14 protein-coding genes are annotated in these 17,189 nt (G+C 72.4%); 3 read left to right on the top strand and 11 right to left on the bottom strand.

Translation table 11 applies throughout. From position 1 onward, the window contains the following. A partial coding sequence (locus tag AB0J39_RS30130; protein ID WP_363470822.1) for a cellulose-binding domain-containing protein occupies positions 1 to 547 on the bottom strand: 547 nt, incomplete at its 3' end. 220 nt (positions 548 to 767) lie between these two features. Here AB0J39_RS30130 and AB0J39_RS30125 point away from each other — a divergent pair. Both AB0J39_RS30125 and AB0J39_RS30120 read left to right on the top strand, forming a co-directional pair. Continuing rightward, positions 768 to 2,018, top strand: coding sequence for an ROK family transcriptional regulator (locus AB0J39_RS30125; RefSeq protein ID WP_363470819.1), 1,251 nt, complete (start codon positions 768 to 770; stop codon positions 2,016 to 2,018). A 136-nt stretch (positions 2,019 to 2,154) separates the two neighbouring features. Continuing rightward, on the top strand, positions 2,155 to 3,006 hold the full coding sequence (locus tag AB0J39_RS30120) for a substrate-binding domain-containing protein (protein WP_363470816.1): 852 nt from the start codon (positions 2,155 to 2,157) through the stop codon (positions 3,004 to 3,006). A 47-nt stretch (positions 3,007 to 3,053) separates the two neighbouring features. On the opposite strand, the gene AB0J39_RS30115 is transcribed toward AB0J39_RS30120, so the two are convergent. From AB0J39_RS30115 to AB0J39_RS30095, 5 genes are read right to left on the bottom strand one after another with little or no spacing between them, the layout of a single operon-like run. Beyond that, entirely contained in the window at positions 3,054 to 4,010 is a 957-nt protein-coding gene (locus tag AB0J39_RS30115; protein WP_363470813.1) for a PDR/VanB family oxidoreductase, read from the bottom strand. A gap of 22 nt (positions 4,011 to 4,032) precedes the next feature. Next, complete coding sequence (locus AB0J39_RS30110) at positions 4,033 to 4,254, bottom strand: hypothetical protein (protein WP_363470810.1); 222 nt, start codon at positions 4,252 to 4,254, stop codon at positions 4,033 to 4,035. After that, positions 4,251 to 5,318 (bottom strand): aromatic ring-hydroxylating dioxygenase subunit alpha, encoded by a 1,068-nt coding sequence (locus tag AB0J39_RS30105; RefSeq protein WP_363470807.1) that lies wholly within the window; start codon positions 5,316 to 5,318, stop codon positions 4,251 to 4,253. The genes AB0J39_RS30110 and AB0J39_RS30105 overlap by 4 nt, the downstream gene beginning before the upstream one ends. A 3-nt stretch (positions 5,319 to 5,321) precedes the next feature. Further along, on the bottom strand, positions 5,322 to 6,857 hold the full coding sequence (locus tag AB0J39_RS30100; protein ID WP_363470804.1) for a long-chain fatty acid--CoA ligase: 1,536 nt from the start codon (positions 6,855 to 6,857) through the stop codon (positions 5,322 to 5,324). A gap of 16 nt (positions 6,858 to 6,873) precedes the next feature. Next, complete coding sequence (locus AB0J39_RS30095) at positions 6,874 to 8,220, bottom strand: MFS transporter (protein ID WP_363470801.1); 1,347 nt, start codon at positions 8,218 to 8,220, stop codon at positions 6,874 to 6,876. 322 nt (positions 8,221 to 8,542) lie between these two features. Between AB0J39_RS30095 and AB0J39_RS30090 the strand changes: the two genes are divergently transcribed. Continuing rightward, positions 8,543 to 9,394, top strand: coding sequence for an SDR family NAD(P)-dependent oxidoreductase (locus AB0J39_RS30090; RefSeq protein WP_363470798.1), 852 nt, complete (start codon positions 8,543 to 8,545; stop codon positions 9,392 to 9,394). Positions 9,395 to 9,651: 257 nt separating this feature from the next. Here the strand turns inward: AB0J39_RS30090 and AB0J39_RS30085 are convergent, their stop codons facing one another. From AB0J39_RS30085 to speB, 5 genes are all read right to left on the bottom strand, one after another. Continuing rightward, a complete protein-coding gene (locus tag AB0J39_RS30085) occupies positions 9,652 to 12,201 on the bottom strand; it encodes a CehA/McbA family metallohydrolase (protein ID WP_363470795.1) in 2,550 nt (849 codons plus the stop codon). Then, positions 12,194 to 13,684 carry an APC family permease gene (locus AB0J39_RS30080; protein WP_363470792.1) on the bottom strand — a complete coding sequence of 497 codons (1,491 nt, stop codon included), beginning with the start codon at positions 13,682 to 13,684 and terminating at the stop codon, positions 12,194 to 12,196. The genes AB0J39_RS30085 and AB0J39_RS30080 overlap by 8 nt, the downstream gene beginning before the upstream one ends. A 151-nt stretch (positions 13,685 to 13,835) precedes the next feature. Beyond that, a complete protein-coding gene (locus AB0J39_RS30075; RefSeq protein ID WP_363470789.1) occupies positions 13,836 to 14,216 on the bottom strand; it encodes a cupin domain-containing protein in 381 nt (126 codons plus the stop codon). Further along, on the bottom strand, positions 14,213 to 15,865 hold the full coding sequence (locus tag AB0J39_RS30070) for a N,N-dimethylformamidase beta subunit family domain-containing protein (RefSeq protein WP_363470786.1): 1,653 nt from the start codon (positions 15,863 to 15,865) through the stop codon (positions 14,213 to 14,215). Before AB0J39_RS30070 ends, AB0J39_RS30075 begins: the two co-directional genes overlap by 4 nt. Further along, a complete protein-coding gene (gene speB, locus AB0J39_RS30065; protein WP_363470784.1) occupies positions 15,862 to 16,809 on the bottom strand; it encodes an agmatinase in 948 nt (315 codons plus the stop codon). Before speB ends, AB0J39_RS30070 begins: the two co-directional genes overlap by 4 nt. Between the last annotated feature and the right edge of the window lie 380 nt (positions 16,810 to 17,189).

Here is a 17,189-nt window from a genome sequence, read left to right as displayed (position 1 = left end):
GGTTGGCAGTGGGCCGGGGCTGGGGCCTGGGGCTGGGGCTGGGACTGGGGCTGGGACTCGGGCTCGGGCTCGGGCTCGGGCTGGGACTGGGGCTGGGACTCGGGCTCGGGCTCGGGCTGGGACTGGGGCTGGAGGTGGTGCCGCCGCAGGCGACTCCGTTGATCTTGAAGGCGGTGGGCGCCGGGTTGCCGCCGCTCCACTTGCCGATGAAGCCGACCGACACCGAGCCGTTCGAGGCGACGGTGCCGTTCCAGCTCAGGCTCTTGGCGGTGACGTGCGAGCCGGACTGCGACCAGTCGGCGCTCCAGCCGTTGTTCACGCCCTGGCCGGCGTTGGGGAAGTCGAATTCGAGGGTCCAGCCGGACCACGGGTCCCCCAGATTGGTGATCGACACGTCACCCTGGAATCCGCCCTGCCACTCGCTCACCACCTTGTATTTCACCGAGCAGCCCGCGCCGGCGGCGGAGGCCGGGCCGGTCATGACCGCGGCACCGGCGGCGACGAGGCCGACCGCGGCTGCTGTCGCCCAGGCGACACGAAGTTTCATGGATTTCCTCTCCTGCCCGGCAAGTCCGATAAACAGTGCGAGATTCTTAAGTAGGCGACTTAAGTAAGTCAACGACAGGTGAAACTTTCAGTCAGGCCCCGCTCCGGTCCTTTCCGCGCGCGGCCTGTTCTCAGCACCGCAACAGGGGCGCAGCCAGGACTTGTAGGCTCGCAGTGGCCGGGATGATCGAGGTCGGGACGGGACGGCAGTGAGCGCAGGAGTGAAGGCGAAGCCGCACGCGAGCAGCAAGGCCGCCGTCCTCGACGCCATCAGGGCCGCGGGCACGATCAGCCGCGTCGGCCTGGCCGCCGCCACCGGTTTCACCGGCCCCACGATCTCCGCACTGGTCCGCAGGCTGATCGAGGAAGGCCTGGTGGTCGAGACCGGCCGCGCCGAGTCGACCGGCGGGAAGCGGCGGGTTCTGCTCCAGCTCAACCACACCGCCCGCTACGCGGTCGGTGTGCACCTCGACCACGGCGGCGTGACACACGTCCTGACCGACCTGTCCGGGACCGTGGTGGCCCGCATCACCAGGCGCGGCGCGGGCGCGGACGAGCCCCCGACGGTCGTGTCGAGGACGGCGGCGGAGATCTCCGGTCTGATCGAGAGCATCGGCGTGGAGCGCGAGCGGGTCCTGGGCGTCGGCCTGGTCTCCCCCGGCCCTCTCGGACCCACGCGGGGCATCGGCCTCACCCCACCGAGCATGCGGCACTGGCAGGGGTTCCCCCTGGGCCACGCGCTCGAACAGGCGACAGGTTTGCCGGTGGTGCTCGACAACGACGCCACCGCCGCCGCCCTGGGTGAGCACTGGTCCGGCGGCCTGGGCACCACCACGTCGTCGGCGGTCGTCCATCTGGGCACCGGGATCGGCGCCGGCCTGGTCATCAACGGCATCACCTACCGCGGTCCCAGCGGCAACGCGGGCGAGTTCGGGCACGTCTGCGTCGACATCGACGGCCCCGAGTGCTGGTGCGGGGCCCGCGGCTGCGTCGAGGCGATGGCCGGCGCCGCCGCGGTCGTGCAGGCAGTGCGGGCCGACCCCGCCCTGACCAGGGCCGTCGGCCTGGGGACCCGCGGGATACGGGCCTCGACCGCCGCCGACTTCGCCGCCGTCAGCCGGGCCGCCCGCAGGGGGGAGCCGGGGGCGCTCGCGCTGCTGGAGAGGTCGGCCCGCTACATCGCGGCGGCCGCCCGGACCCTGGCCAACATCATGGATCTCGAAGTCCTCGTGCTCACCGGGCCGGGATTCGCCGTCGCCGGCTCGGTCTACCTCCCCGTCGTCCAGCGGGAACTGCGGCGGACGGCCTTCTCCCGCGGCACGCACGTCGTGGACGTCCGGCTGTCGCGCTCGGCCGCCACGGCCTCCGCCGTCGGCGCCGCGGCACTCGTGCTGGAGTCGGAACTGGTGCCCCTCAGCCAGGGCACGCGCCTTTCCGAGAGACCCGGCGCCGAGTCCGCCGCCGTCTCGTGACCCTGCCGCGGCCCGTCGTCCGCGGCCGTTCCCGACGGGATCCGCCGCAGCCGGACGCGCCCCTCACTTCGGTAGGCTGATCAACCGCGCTGGGACCACCAGGGTGCCGTTCCCTCCCGAGGAGGAGACAGGGCGGATGATCCGCGAGACAAGCGCGGCCGCAGCCGTGGGCCTGGTGCTGGCGCGGCCGCCCCGGCTGCTGGGTGCGGAACCGTTCTTCCTGGAGTTCATCGCGGGCATCGAGGAGCATCTGGCCGAGCACGGTCAGTCCGTGCTGCTGCACGTCGTCACCACCCATGAGGCCGAGATCGCCGCGTACCGCCGGTGGGCGGCCAACCGCAGCGTCGACGCGGTCGTCCTCGTGAACCGGACGGTGGACGACGCCAGGCCCGCCGTCCTGCGCGCGCTCGGCCTGCCGACGGTGGTCGCGGGCGAGCCGGAGGGCGACGCCCCCGCCGTCCGCACCGACGACGCCGGCGCCGTGCGGGACGCCGTCGCCCACCTGAGCAGGCTCGGGCACCGCCGGATCGCACGCGTCAGCGGGCCGGACACTCTGATCCACACGCGCATCCGCACCGAGGCCCTCGTGGACAGCATGCGTTCGGCGGGCGTGGAGCCCGTCGTGGTGGAGGGAGACTACTCGGAGGAATCGGGGGCGAAGCTCACGGCGATGCTGCTGGAACGGCCCGACCCGCCGACGGCGATCATCTACGACAACGACCTGATGGCCGTCGCGAGCCTCGGCACCGCCAGGGAGCTCGGCTACGACGTTCCCCGCGATCTCAGCCTGATCGCCTGGGACGACTCCAGCCTGTGCAGGCTCGCGTCCCCTCCGCTCACCACGATGAGTCTCGACGTCCACCGGTTCGGGCAGCTGGTCGCCGAATCACTGCTGGAACTCATGGCGGGCGAGCCGGTCGCCGAACGCCGGTGCCCGACCGCCACCCTCGTCCACCGGGGCACCACCGCGCCGGCGAGCGACCCGTAGGGGCAGGCGATCGCCCCTACGTTCGAGGACATCACAGTTCGAGGAAATCAGAGTTCGAGGACGAGGCGGGGAGATCGCGCCCGCGACACGCAGACGAACATCACGTCCCCGGCCGCGCGCTCCTCCTCGGTGAGCAGGTGGTCGCGATGGTCGGGAACGCCGTCGAGCACCACGGTCTCGCAGGTGCCGCAGGTGCCCTCGCGGCAGGAGGACAGCACCGCGACCCCGGCCTCCTCCACCACCTCCAGGATCGAGCGGTCCTCCGGCACGGTCAGCGTCGTGCCGGTCAGGGCCAGCTCCACCTCGAACGCGGCCGAAGGCCCGGCGTCGTCCGTGGCCACGGGCGCGAAACGCTCGACCCGCAGCGCGCCCTGCGGCCAGGAGGCGCACCGCTCCTTCGCGGCCGCGAGCAGCGGCTCGGGCCCGCAGCAGTAGACGAGGGTGTCCGCACGCGGGACGCCGAGCAGCGCGTCGAGGTCGAGCAGGCCGGTCTCGTCCTGCGGGCACAGCTCCACCCGGCCGGGATGGTCCCGCGCCAGCCGGTCGGCGAACGCCATCGAGGCCCGGGTGCGCCCGCCGTACACCAGCCGCCAGTCGGCCCCGCGCCGCGCCGCCTCCTCGACCATGGGCAGGATCGGGGTGACGCCGATGCCGCCGGCGACGAACAGGTAGCGGGGGGAGGCGGCGAGGCCGAAGCGGTTGCGGGGACCGCGCACCCGGATCGTGTCGCCCTCCGCGACCCGGTCGTGCACGTACGCGGAGCCGCCCCGCCCGGCGGGTTCCCGGAGCACCGCCACCTGGAAGGCCGAGGGATCGGCGGGGTCACCGCACAGCGAGTACTGCCTGACCAGTCCCGGGGCGAGCAGCAGGTCGACGTGGGCGCCCGGTGTCCACGGCGGCAGCGGGCCGCCGTCGGGACGGACGAGACGCAGGAGGACGACGCCCTCGGCGGCGGGCGTCCTGCCCGCCACCTTCAGGTCGAGCTCCGGTTCGGTGACGGGCATGGTCGTCGAACTCCCTCATGTCTCAGACGAGCGCGGCGGCCGGGGCCGGCGTGTCCTGCGCCGCCGCGCGGCCGGGCCGGTGGCCCTCGGGATGGCCGAGCAGCCAGTCCCAGAGGACCACCGGGTCCTCGAACTCCTGCTCCGCCCCGCAGAAGCAGGAGGCGTGCAGCCGGTCCGTCCCCGGCAGCCAGCGGATGCGGTAGACGGTGCGGCCGGCCCGCGCCCCGGCGTCGTCCGCGCTCATCGGGCGGCGGCCTCCGGTCGTACGGCGCCGGCCTGGGCCATCCTGGCGAGCAGGCGGCGGGCGGCCAGGCCGCCGGTGTCGATGTTCACCGACAGCTCCTGGTAGCGGTCCGGCTCCCGGGCGAGGACCTGCTCCAGGGTGTTCAGCGCGGTCACGTCCTGCAGCACGACGGTGCGGTTGCTGTCCCGCAGGAAGTCGGAGACCTTCTCGTCGTCGAGCGCGAAGTCGCGCGCCACCGCCCAGAAGTCGTAGGTGGTGTTCTCCGTCGATGGAGTGATCGCGTACACGACCTCGACGTGGAAGGCGTGCGGGTCCGTGCCGTCGGCGGCGGGCGGGGGCGACCCGACCGGGGCGACCCGGCTGTGCAGCAGGTACAGGCACGGCGGGTGGTACTCGATGTCCTGCCAGCGGGTGATGCGGCCCTTGATGCCGGTCGACTCGGCGTAGAACGGCGGGCAGGCCGCGTCGTCCATGTGGCGGCTGACGTAGACGATCCCCGCGTCCTCGTCGACCTCGGTGGTGATCGGCGTCTCGGCCACCTCCGGGGTGCCGATGTAGCCGCCGTGCAGGTACGTCTCGTGGGACAGGTCGAGGAGGTTGTCCACGAGCAGGCCGTACCGCGCGTTCAGCGGCTCCATCCCGCACACCGTGGCGTAGTCGGGCGAGACCAGCCAGGGGGCGCGCGGCGGCAGCGTGTCACCCGGCTCGCGGTCGCCGATCCACACCCAGACGAACGAGTCCTGCTCCACCACGGGGTAGGTGCGCAGCCGCGCGGTGCGCGGAATCCGCTGCTGCGCGGGCACGGCGACGCAGACGCCGTCCGGACCGTAGGTGAAGCCGTGGTAGCCGCACACGACGCGGTCGCCCACCAGGTGGCTGGGCGATTCGGACAGGGGGAACCGGCGGTGCACGCAGCGGTCGGCCATCGCCACGGCCCGCCCGTCCTCGGTGCGCCAGAGCAGGATCGGCTCGTTCAGGACGGTCCGGCCGAGCTGACGCCGGCCCACCTCGTGGCCGTAGGCGGCCACGTACCACTGGTTACGCGCGAATTCGGTGACGATCACAACTCACTCCTCGGGGTCGGCGGGCAGGGGCCGCCGACGCAGGTCGGGTTTGCGGATCTTGCCGGAGCCGGTCTTCGGCAGCGCGCCGACGACGTCGACGTAGACCGGGATCTTGTACTTCGCGAGCCGGGGACGGAGGAAGTCCCGCAGCTCGCCGGGGGTGACGGCGGCGCCGGGGCGAGACACGACGAAGGCGCGGCCGACCTCGCCCCACCGCTCGTCCGGCACCCCGACCACGGCGGCCTCCGCCACGGCGGGGTGCTCGAAGAGCACGTTCTCGACCTCCGCCGGATAGACGTTCTCACCGCCGGAGATGTACATGTCCTTCACCCGGTCGACGACGTGGAGGTGGCCCTCGTCGTCCAGGGTGGCGATGTCGCCGGAGCGGAACCAGCCGTCCTCGGTGAGCGCGGCGGCGGTCGCCTCCGGGTTCCGCCAGTAGCCGGGGGTCACGTTCGGCCCCCGGACGAGCACCTCGCCCGGCTCGCCCGGCGCGACGGGGGTGAGGTCGGGCCGGACCACGCGCACGTCGGCGAAGAAGACCGGCACCCCGGCCGAGCCCACCTTGCGCACGCTCTCGCCCGCCTCCAGGAACGTCGCGCCCGGCGCGGTCTCGGTCATCCCGTAGCCCTGGCAGAAGACCAGGCCCCGCTCCTGGTAGGCGCGGATCAACGTGACCGGGATGGCCGCTCCCCCGGACATGAGGGTGCGCAGCGAGGACAGGTCGGCGTGCGGCCAGCGCGGCGACCGCGCGAACGCCGCGAACATCGCGGTGACCCCGAACATCCAGGTGACCCGGTGCTTCTCGATGAGGTCGTAGCACCGGTCGACGTCCCAGAACGGCATGACGACCGAGGTGCCGCCCTTGAGGAAGGTCGGCAGCAGCGTCTGGTTCAGGGCCGCCACGTGGAACAGCGGCGCGCTGATCAGGGTGACCTCGGTGCCCGCCACGTCCACGCCGATCAGCATGTGGAAGCAGTTCCACGCGAGGTTGGCGTGGGTCAGCATGGCGCCCTTGGGCCGTCCGGTGGTGCCGGAGGTGTAGAGGATGAGGGCGACGTCGTCGAGCGTCACCGCGGTGTCGATCGGCGTGGGGTCGCCCTGCGACAGCCAGGTCTCGTAGTGCCGCTCCCCCTCCGCGGGCGACTCCAGCGCCACGACCGTGTGCGGGCGCGGCGGGCCGGGGATCTCGCGGACCACGGCCGCGCACTCCGGTGCGTAGACGAGGACCGACGCGCCCGAGTCCGCCAGCATGTACGCGATCTCGGGCGCGGCCAGCCGGAAGTTCAGCGGTACGAAGATCGCACCGAGCACGTGGGCGGCGAACATGGTCTCGGCGAAGGCGACGTGGTTGGGGCCGAGGTAGGCGACCCGGTCCCCCGCGCGCACCCCCGCCTCGCGCAGCCGCGACGCGAGTCTCGTCGTCCGCTCGTGGACCTCCGCGTAGCTGAACGACCGGTCCTCGAACACGAACGCGGTGCGGCCCGGGCTCATCTGGGCCCGGCGCGCCGGCCAGCCCCCCAGTCCTGCGTTGCGCACAGGCGGCACCCCCTTGTCAGGCGGAGGACGGTTTCGCCGTGTCGGCGACCTGGCCCGACGGCGCCGCCGGCGCGACCGAGGTCAGGTCGTGGCGGCTGGTCTCGCGCAGCGCCAGGACGCAGGCCACGGTCAGCAGGCAGCACGCGGCGATGATCACCGAGATCGTCGTCGTCCCGCCGCCGGTCGTCGCGTCGAGCTGGGCGAACAGCAGCGGCGCGAGGCCCGCGCCGAGCCCGGCGATCTGGTAGCCGAGCGAGGCGCCCGTGTAGCGGCTCCCGGTGGTGAACAGCTCGGTGTACAACGCCGCGAGCGGGCCGAACATCAGCGGGTGGATGACCGCCTGGCCGAGCACGAGCGCGACGGCGAGCACGGCCGTGCTGCCGGAGTCCACCATCGGGAAGAGCACGAAGCCGAACACCGCCATGAGCACCGCGCCCGCCAGCACGACCGGGCGGCGCCCGACCCGGTCGGACAGCGCCGACCAGCCGACGATGCCCACGACGGCCAGTGCGGACGAGAGCGTGAGCGCGTTGAGCACCGCCGGCCGGGCGAAGCCGGCGCGCACGCCGTACGCGATGAGATAGGTGGTGAGGGTGCCCTGGGCCACGAAGGCCGACAGGCCGACGCCGACCCCGAGCAGGAGGGTCTTCGGGTGGTCGCGGAACACCTCCAGCAGCGGCATCCGGGGCGCCCGCTCCCTTGCGGCTTCGAACACCGGCGTCTCCTCCACCCGGAGCCGGACGAACAGGCCGATCGCCAGCAGCACGAAGCTGATCAGGAACGGCACCCGCCAGCCCCAGCTCAGGAACGCCTGCTCGTCCATGACGGCGGCCGTGCCGGTGAGCGCCGCAGTGGACAGCACCATGCCGAAGGGGGCCCCGGCGTTGGTGAAGCTCGCCCACAGGCCGCGCCTGCTGGTCGCGTGCTCGGCGGACATGAGCACCGCGCCGCCCCACTCGCCGCCGACGGCCACGCCCTGCAGGATCCGCAGCACTACCAGCGCGATGGGCGCGAGGCTGCCGATCTGCGCGTAGGTGGGAAGCAGGCCGATGAGGAAGCTGGCGACACCCATCAGGGTCATGGTCAGCACGAGCATGCGCTTGCGCCCCAGCCGGTCGCCGTAGTGACCGAAGATCACCCCGCCGAGCGGCCTGGCCAGGTAGCCCGTGGCGAACGTGCCGAAGCTGGCGACCGTCGCCGCGAGCGAGTCGAGTGAGGAGAAGAAGACCTTGTTGAAGACGACGGCCGAGGCCGTGGCGTAGAGCAGGAAGTCGTAGTACTCGATGACGCTGCCCAGGAAGCTGGAGGTCACCGCGCGCCGGAGCTGTGTCCGGTTGGGGGGTGCGACTGACAGGTTCGGCATGACCGAGCTCCTCGTCCGGGAGCGAGCCGAGACGCTCGCCTTCTCGTCCGGAGGTTAGGCAGATTGCTAACGGAGGTCAATACTTTGCCGAATATGGATGCGGGCAGCCCGGCGTCAACGGCCGCGCACCCGGCCCTCGGCCTCCTGCTCGACCTACCCCGCCCGCTCCCCGGCACGCCCGCGGCGACCGCGAGCCGCGGGCGGGTCGTGCCACGAGTGCCGGGAGAGACGCAAGTCACACCCGGCCGCCGTCAGATCCATGCCGGGTTGTGTGTCTAGGGAGTGAAACAGCAGACACCCGCAGAGAGAACGGAAAGACGTCATGAGCAAGGTCTGGTTCGTCACCGGTTCGTCCCGCGGCCTGGGCCGCAACTTCGTCGAGGCCGCCCTGTCCCGCGGCGACAAGGTGGCCGCGACCGCGCGGAACACCACGAGCCTCGACGAGCTGGTCGCCGCCTATGGCGACGCGGTGCTCGCGCTCGAACTGGACGTGACCGACAAGGCCGCCGCCTTCGAGGGCGTGAAGCGGGCCAAGGAGCACTTCGGCCGCCTCGACGTCATCGTGAACAATGCCGGCTACGCCCAGATCGGCGCGATCGAGGAGCTGACCGAGCAGCACCTGCGCGACCAGTTCGAGACCAACCTGTTCGGCGCGGTGTGGGTGATCCAGGCCGCACTGCCCTACCTGCGCGAGCAGGGAGCGGGGCACGTCATCCAGCTGTCCTCGGCCGCCGGGCTCATCGCGATGCCGCTCGGCGGCGCGTACCAGGCCTCCAGGTGGGCTCTGGAAGCCCTGAGCGAGACCCTCGCCCAGGAGGTTGCGGACTTCGGCGTCAAGGTGACCATCATCGAGCCCGGCGCCTTCGCCACCCGGTCCGGCAAGAACCCCGATCCCCTCGACAACGGCCACGTGGCCGAGCCCGACCCGGTCTACGACGACCTCCGCCGGCGCCTCGCCGCGTTCGCGGGGAAGCAGCCCGCCGGCGACCCCGCCGCCGCGGCCCGGGCACTCCTCAAAATCGTTGACTCCGACAACCCTCCCCTGCGAGTGCTTTTCGGCCTCGGCTTCTACCCGATGCTCCAGCAGGTCTACGCCGACCGGCTCAAGACCTGGGCCGACTGGCAGGACCTGTCGCGGGAGGCGCAGGGCGACCTCGATCAGGAAGGTCGATGACAGGGCCGGCCCCGACGGACGAGGACCGGTCATAGCGATCAGGGCCGAGGCCGCGCGCATCGCCGGCCTCTACCACGCCCGCGACCCGCGGAAGCCGACCCGTATCGGCGCCGGCACCCCGCTCACCCTGCGGTGAACGCCGGCGGCGCAGCAGCCGCGGCTGACCGGGCTCCTCTGGCGTGGACCGCGACGGCTGCCGCCCGCCCGTCGAGCGGGAGCGGGCGGCAGCCGTACCGGAGCGCACCGGCGGCGCGGCCTCAGAGGGCCGCCCTGCGCTCGTGCAGCAGGTCGCGAGCCTGCAGGAACGGCGCCCGCAGGAAGGCCAGGTGGTCTTCCTGCCCGTGCCGGTGGCACACCCGGCCGGGCCACAGACGCCGGCTGCGCTCGTCGATGTAGGCGAGGGAGCCGTCGACGAGGTTCAGCATGTGGTCGATCGTGGCCGCGTCCGACCGGGCGTACTCCTCGCCCGTACGCAGGTAGACCGGGGACGTGTGCGCCATGATCGGCCTGGCCCACACGTCGTGGTGCCGGGCGACGCCCGCGCCAGGTCCGTAGCAGCGCGCGGCGACCCAGCTGTCCTCGGTCACGGGCACGTCCGCAGTCAGTTCGAGCGTCCGGCCGGGGGCGTCGAGCCTGCGCTCGGCGACGACGCGCCCGTTGACCACGATCTCGAGCCGGTCGACGTCGAAGATCGACTGGAGGCGGGCGTCGACGCGTACGGTGCCGCTCGCGGGCACCCGCGCCTCCTGGCCCGGCTCACGGCCGTCCACGGTGAACCACAGCAGCGGGCCGCTGGTGACGAAGGTCGCGCCCCGCCGTACGGCCCGGCACCAGGCCCAGTAGTCGAACTCCTCGTCATCCGGCACGTGGGCGTAGGTGCGGATGAGGCCGATCGGGACCTCGCTGCTCATCTTGTCCGTGCCGCCCACCAGGGTGATCCGGTAGCCGGCGTCGAGGTAGCGGTAGTACTCCCGGATGTTGTAGTCGTCGTAGGCGATCATCTCGACGGCGTCGAGCCTGCCGGTGGCGAGCAGGGCCGCGGCCTCGCCGTTGGGCACGGGGAAGTGCGCCAGCACGACGGTGCCGCCCTGCTCGCGGCATTCGTCGGCCCAGTGGGACAGGGTGGTCTCCAGGCCGCCGCCGAGCTCGGCCTCCTCCGCGCCGCCGGTGCACCACGGCATGATCGGGCGCCGCAGGCCGAGCAGGTTGATGTGGCCGAGCATGCCGCTGCGGTTCTCCTGCCCGGCGAACACGTGCGTGTGCCCGTCGTGGGAGGTGTGCGGGTGGCCGGTGAACTCCTCCGTGTTGGTGAACAGGTGCCCCCACTGGCTGAGCAGCAGGTTGGTGACCCGGACGTCCTCGCCTCGGGCCTCCAGCTCGGCGCCGAGGGTCGAGACGAAGTGCACGTGGGTGTCGCCGCTGTACCAGCCGTCGGCGGCCAGGTCCGTCACCCTGGCCAGCGTCAGCTCCAGCTCGGTCTGGCCCTCCTCGATCGTGACCGTGGTGTGCAGCGGCTCGTACTCGAACCCGCGGGCGGCCTCCACGGTGACCTCGCCCAGCGGCAGCCAGCCCTCGCAGGTGCCGTCCACGTAGGAGTAGGTCGTGGCGCCCAGGCGGACGTCGCCGCCGATGTCGAGGTTCCAGGTGTTGCCGTCGGAGTTGATGTGCCCGTGATGGCCGTGCGGCGGGTAGGGCACCCCGTCTGCGGAGCGGAAGTGGATCCGGCACGGGACCGGCTCGCCGGTGGCCGCGTCCCTGACCGTGGTGCGCACCCAGGCCCGTCCCGCGTCGGGGACGCGCCAGGTGACCCCGCCGTCGCCGTGCTCCCCGGCGCCGAGCAGTTCCCCCCATCCGCAGGCGCTGATCACCGTCTCGCCGCGGGAGAGCGTCAGCCGCGCCGAAGGAGTGGCGGCGACGCGCACGTAGCCCTGGTGGTGCTCCCCCGTGGGCGTCCCCCAGGCCGGTGTGCCCCCGGCGGCCGCGTCCACGGAGCCCACCGTGCGGTAGACGTAGGTCGCCGACCCCCGGTCGACGCTCACGACCAGATCCTCCGAGACCGGCCCCGCCGACGGGCCGAGGTCGAGCAGGACGTCGCGCCACACCGTACGCCCGAAGGGGTCCTCGTCGAGCTCGCCGGCGGTCACCGCGCCGACGAGGATGGCCGGGCCCGCCGAGTGGATCTCCAGGGCGCGGACCGTCCGCTCGGGCCGGGGGTTGCGGCAGGGCCACAGGTAGAACCGGTACGGCAGGACGTACGGCGACCGCGCCTGCGGGTCGTCGATGTCGACGAACCGCGCCCCCGCGGCGTCGAAACGCCCGTGGGTGCGCGGCATCAGCCGATGCTGGGCGTCGGGGACGGCCAGGAACGGGGTCTGCCCCCAGTCGAGCGGGATGGCCCGGTCGCTCCACAGCCGCGGCGTGGGCCCGATCTCCATGCGCTGGCGCACCGGCAGCCGCTCGGTGGTCCCGTCGTCGTAGACGAGGGTGTAGTGGCCGCAGAGCTGACCGGCCAGCTGCCCGTCGAACAGGTCGGGGGACTCCAGGGCGTGCGCGACCACCAGCCACGTGACCCTGCGGCCCACGGCGACGGTGACGCTCGCCGGGCCGGAGCCGCCCACGCGCAGCAGCGCCGCGTCCGCGTCGCCCTCGTCGCCGAACCGGAACGGCAGGCCGTAGAGCGTGCGCGGCCCGAGCGGATAGGAGTCGCCGTCGTCGAGCACCGAGCGGGGCGCGTTGAGCACATCGGCCAGGTCGAGCGGGAAGTAGCCCCGGCAGCCGCCGTCCTGTGACATGTCGTGATCAGGCATTTCCGACAGCTGTCTCCCTCCGGCCGGCGGGCGGCTCGTCGACGGACGTCTGGGCCAGCCCGGCGTAGAGCCGGGGTGCGCGGGCCCGCAGGTACAGGGCCCTGGTGACGCCGGCCACGATGCCGGCCACGCCGAGGCCGATGATCAGGATGTTGGTGGTGGTCCCGGCTCCGGTCAGCAGCGGCAGGTTGCTCAGGACGAGGAAGAGCACCACGGCCAGGGCGACGAAACTCAGCCCGGGGGCGACGGTGGTGCGGAAGATCCCGGCCTGGGGCGCCTCCCGGCGCAGGAAACGGATGATCGCCACGGAGCACAACGCCCACAGGCAGATGATCCCGAGGAACCCGAGCGCGCTGCCCCACAGCAGCAGCCCGAGGTAGGGGTCGATCCCGAGGACCGCGAACACGACGACGGCCAGGCCCGCGAGCACGGTCTGGACGAGGCCGGCCGCCCAGGGGGCCTTGGTCTTCGGGTGGGTACGGCCGAGCACGCGGGGCAGCAGGCCCTCGCGGCCCATGGCGAAGAAGTAGCGGTTGGCCGCGTTGTGCAGCGCGAGCAGCGCGGCGAACGCGCTGGTCAGCAGCAGGATGTGCATCACCTCGGTGATCGGGGCGGGCACGTACCTGTCGAAGACCGCCACGACCAGGTTGACCGGGTCGGCCTCCGCCGCGGCGCCGATCTTGTCGACGCCGTAGGCCATCACGACGACCCAGGTGATGAAGGCGTAGAAGACGGCGATGAACCCGACCGCGATGTAGGTCGCCCGGCGGACCGTGCGGATGCCGCCGCGCGCCTCCTCGCTGAAGATCGCGGTGGCCTCGAAGCCCATGAACGCCCCGGCGACCAGGGCGAACATCGCGCTGTTGCCCGGGTCGAAGACCCTGCCCGGCGCGAACGACGCGGCGGACCACTCCCCGGAGCCGCCCTTCAGCAGCACGTAGGCCGCCAGCACGACGAGCACGGCCGTCTCCAGCACCAGCAGCGCCCCGAGGATCCGGGCGCTGGTGTGGATGCCCCGATACCCGAGCCACCCCACGAAGACCAGGCCGACGATCGCGAACGCCCACCACGGCACGTCGCGGCCGAAGTAGTTCTTGAAGGTCTCGTTGGCGTACACGCCGAGCGCGCCGTACGTGCTGATCTGCAGGGCGTTGTAGGCGACGACGGCGAGCATCGCCGCGCCGGAGCCCGCCGGCTTGCCCAGGCCGCGCGAGATGGTGGCGTAGAAGGCCCCCGCGTTGCGCACGTACCGGCTCATGGTCATGAAACCGACGGCGAACAGCGCCATGACCACCCCGGCGACCAGGTAGGCGCCGGGGACGGCGGCGCCGCCCTTGAGGAAGTGCAGGGGGGCGACGGCGACGATGAGGGTCAGGGGGGCGAGCGCGGCCAGGACCGTGAAGACGAGGTCCTTGGTGCCCATGGCGTTGCTGGCGAGGGCGCCGGGCGCGGTCGCGGCGTTCCCGGGGGGATGACCTGGCATGGTGAGTTCCTTACTGCGGGGTCGGCACTGGGAGTCGTCACTGGGAGTCGGCACTGGGAGTCGGCACGGGGAGTCGGCGACCCGCGGGCAGGCGACCGCCCGCCCACGGACCCGGGGCTGAAGGAGGTTGGGCTGAAGGAGGGTGGGCTGATCAGCGGGTGACCGCGACGAAGACCTTCTCGCTCGGCTCCAGGGTGATCCAGTCGCCGCGGAAGCCCTGCGGGATGTGGAACGACTCCCCCGGGCCGAACTCCTTGCGCCGCCCGGACTCGTCCTGCACGGCGACGCGGCCCTTGAGGATGAAGCAGATCTCGTCGTAGGGCCAGGAGTCGAACCGCACGGCGCCGGGCTCGCCTGTCCAGTAACCGCCGGTGAAGGAGCTCGCCGCGCCGCCGAAGACGCGGAACTCCGCCTCCGTCCACTCGGCGGACAGCAGGTGGTAGTCGCTCAGCGGCGGCACGAAGCGCTCGCCGTTCGCGGCGGTGACGGCGCGGACGGCGTCGACGCCCGCCGGAGTGTGCCGGTCGTTCACGCTGCGGTTCCCCCGTCGTTCTCGAAGCGGCTGGTCATGCCGAAGCGGCGCAGGACGTTGTGGGTGATGCGCTCGACGAAGGGGTCGCCGAGGCTGAGCACGTGGGACCACTCGGTGGTGCCGCCGTTGAAGACTTCGCCGTCGCCGCGGGTGAACGCCCCGATCATGCCGGCTCCCCGCATCTCGCCCTCGTGCACGTAGTCGGGCAGGTCGTCGCCGAGGTCGGCGTTGTAGTTGTAGACCTCCTCCTCCGGGCCGCCGATCGGCACCCGGCCGCCGAAGCGGTCCTCCTCGCCCCGTACGGCCGGCGCGAGGGCCAGGATCTCCAGCGTCTCCGGCGCGCCGTCCTCGAACGTCGGGTACGGCAGGCCGCGGCGGAAGGTGTACTCGACCGAGTCGAGCTCGAAGGCCGCCAGGAAGTACGGGGGCCCGCCGAGCAGGTCGCCGTAGTACAGGTCGGTCCCCTCGAACGCCCAGTGGTGCGGCCGGTAGACCGTGAAGCCGCCCGACGAGCGCGGGGTGGCGACGCCGTAGCGGTTGTAGATCCCGCCGAGGCCGTTGAGGCCGATGGTGGTGGCGCCGGGACGCCCGACCGACTTGGCCTCCCACACGGTGGTGGCCAGGTGCGGCGTCGCGGCCGCCTCGGGGTCGAGAGACGGCAGGCGGTAGCAGTACTGCGTGGCGCCGTCGTCGCTGAGCCGCACCTGCCACTGGTAGTTGCCGCCGAACCTGGCCAGGTTGCCGCCGGCGTCGACGAACGCGTCGACGGTGTCGCGCATCCGCCAGGACCAGTACTCGTCGTGCCCGACGACGACGACGCAGGAGTACCCGTCCAGCGCGTGGGGGTCGAAGTGCAGGTCGTGCTGGGTCAGGTAGTCGATCTCGTACCCGTTGCGCTCGGCCCACACGACGAAGTGCCGCTCGTACGTGGCCCAGAACGCGTCGGCGTGGTGGCGGCTGTACCCGAACAGGCGCGCCCACTCGTAGGAGGGATAGCGGGGAGCGCCGTGCATGGGCAGGACGCCGGGGTTGGCCTCCCGCGGCGCGCTCAGCGGCTTGCGGATCATGCCGCGGGCGATGGGGCGCTGGGTCGAGGCCAGCGGCGACCCGTTGTCGGAGCGCGGGTCGTCGCCCAGGCCGCGGTAGTGGTTGGCGCCGCCCCAGTCGTTGTAGGCCAGCATCGTGCCGGTGGTCAGCACGAGGGCGGCCCGGGCACGCCGCTCGGCCGGGGCCTTGACGACGAAGAAGTGCTCGCGCTCCCACAGCTCGCCGGACGGCGTGACGGCGCGCACCGTGACGATGTGGAAGCCGCTGCGCCAGTCGCCAGGGATCTCCAGTTCGAGCCCCACGGGCCAGCCGCAGCCGGTGGCGTGCGCGTCGGCCGGCGCCTCGTGCCGGCCCGCCGACAGCCCGGTGCGCGACCACACCACGCGCGGCTCCAGCCCGTCGCGGACCACCTCCAGGTCGAAGGACGGGACGCTGGAGCTGAGGTGGAAGCGGACGGTCTCCCCAGGGAAGTAGGAGAACCGGTCGGTGTAGCACCACACCTCGGCCGCGTCGGGCGTGCGGAACGCACGCTCCGAGGGCCAGTCCTTCGGAGACCAGGCGAAGGCGGCGGGCAGGCCCGTCGCCGTGTTCGTGTCGCTCACTGCTCCTCCTTGAGTGCGAGCAGGCTGATCAGGTCGTAGGCCACGTGGGAGGCGGCGACGGAGGTGATCTCGGCGTGGTCGTACGCCGGGGAGACCTCCACGACGTCGGCGCCGACGAGGTCGCATCCGGCCAGGCCGCGCAGGATCTCCAGCAGTTCCCGGCTGGTCAGGCCTCCGGCCTCGGGGGTGCCGGTGCCGGGCGCGTGCGCCGGGTCGAGCACGTCGATGTCGATCGAGAGGTAGAGCGGACGGCCGCCGATCCGCTGACGCAGCGCGCCGGTGATCTCGTCCACGCCCCGGCGCATCACATCTGCGCTGGTCACGATACCGAAGCCGAGGCGCCGGTCGTCCTCCAGGTCCTTCTTGCCGTACAACGGGCCGCGGGTGCCGACGTGGCAGACCGCCTCGGTGTCGAGGATGCCCTCCTCGACCGCACGGCGGAACGGCGTGCCGTGGGTGTACTCGGCCCCGAAGTAGGTGTCCCAGGTGTCCAGGTGCGCGTCGAAGTGCAGCAGCGCCACCGGGCCGTGCCGCCGGGCGGCCGTCCGCAGCAGCGGCAGCGCGATCGTGTGGTCCCCGCCGACCGTGACCAGGCGCGTGCCGTCCTCCGTCAGCCCGGAGGCGGCCTCCTCGATGGTCTCGACGGCCTCGCGGATGTCGAACGGGTTGACCGCGATGTCGCCCGCGTCCGCCACCTGCACCGCCGCGAAGGGCGAGACGTCCAGGCCCGGGTGGTACGGCCGGAGCAGCCGGCTGGCCTCGCGGACGGCCGAAGGGCCGAACCGGGCGCCGGGACGGTAGGAGACCCCGCTGTCGAACGGCACGCCCACCACCGCGACGTCGGCGTGCCCGACCTCGTCCAGGCGCGGCAGCCGCGCGAAGGTGGCCGGGCCGGCGAATCGCGGGACCCGGGAGGAATCGACGGGCCCCCGTGGCACGGTCATACCTGATCCTTTCTCTCCGGGACGAAGCCCCAGGTCAGGGGCTTATGGATCGGCAAGTCTGCATCAAACAGACCAGACCGGCAATTGGGGCACACACGGAGAGTCGGGCGGTGGTTTGTGGCTGGACACAAACCGGTTCAGGAGGGTGATGGGCCGCGCGGGGCGAATCGGCCCCGGTGACGAAGGCGGGACCGGGCACGCGGACGACCCGGTGGCCGAGGATGGCCACCGGGTCGGGAAGTCAGGGGTCAGACGCGAAGGGGGTCAGACGGGAAGCGAGCTCAGGCGGGAAGCGGGGTCAGGCGTAGTGCCGGTAGATCGCGCGGGCGACGCAGGCCGGCTTGGCCGCGCCGTCGATCTCGACGGTGAAGTCCAGGTGC

The organism is Microbispora sp. NPDC049633 (assembly GCF_040675265.1).
GTDB lineage: Bacteria > Actinomycetota > Actinomycetes > Streptosporangiales > Streptosporangiaceae > Microbispora > Microbispora maris.
The sequence above is the reverse complement of the archived record's forward strand: the minus strand, read 5'-3'. Positions and strand labels throughout refer to the sequence as shown.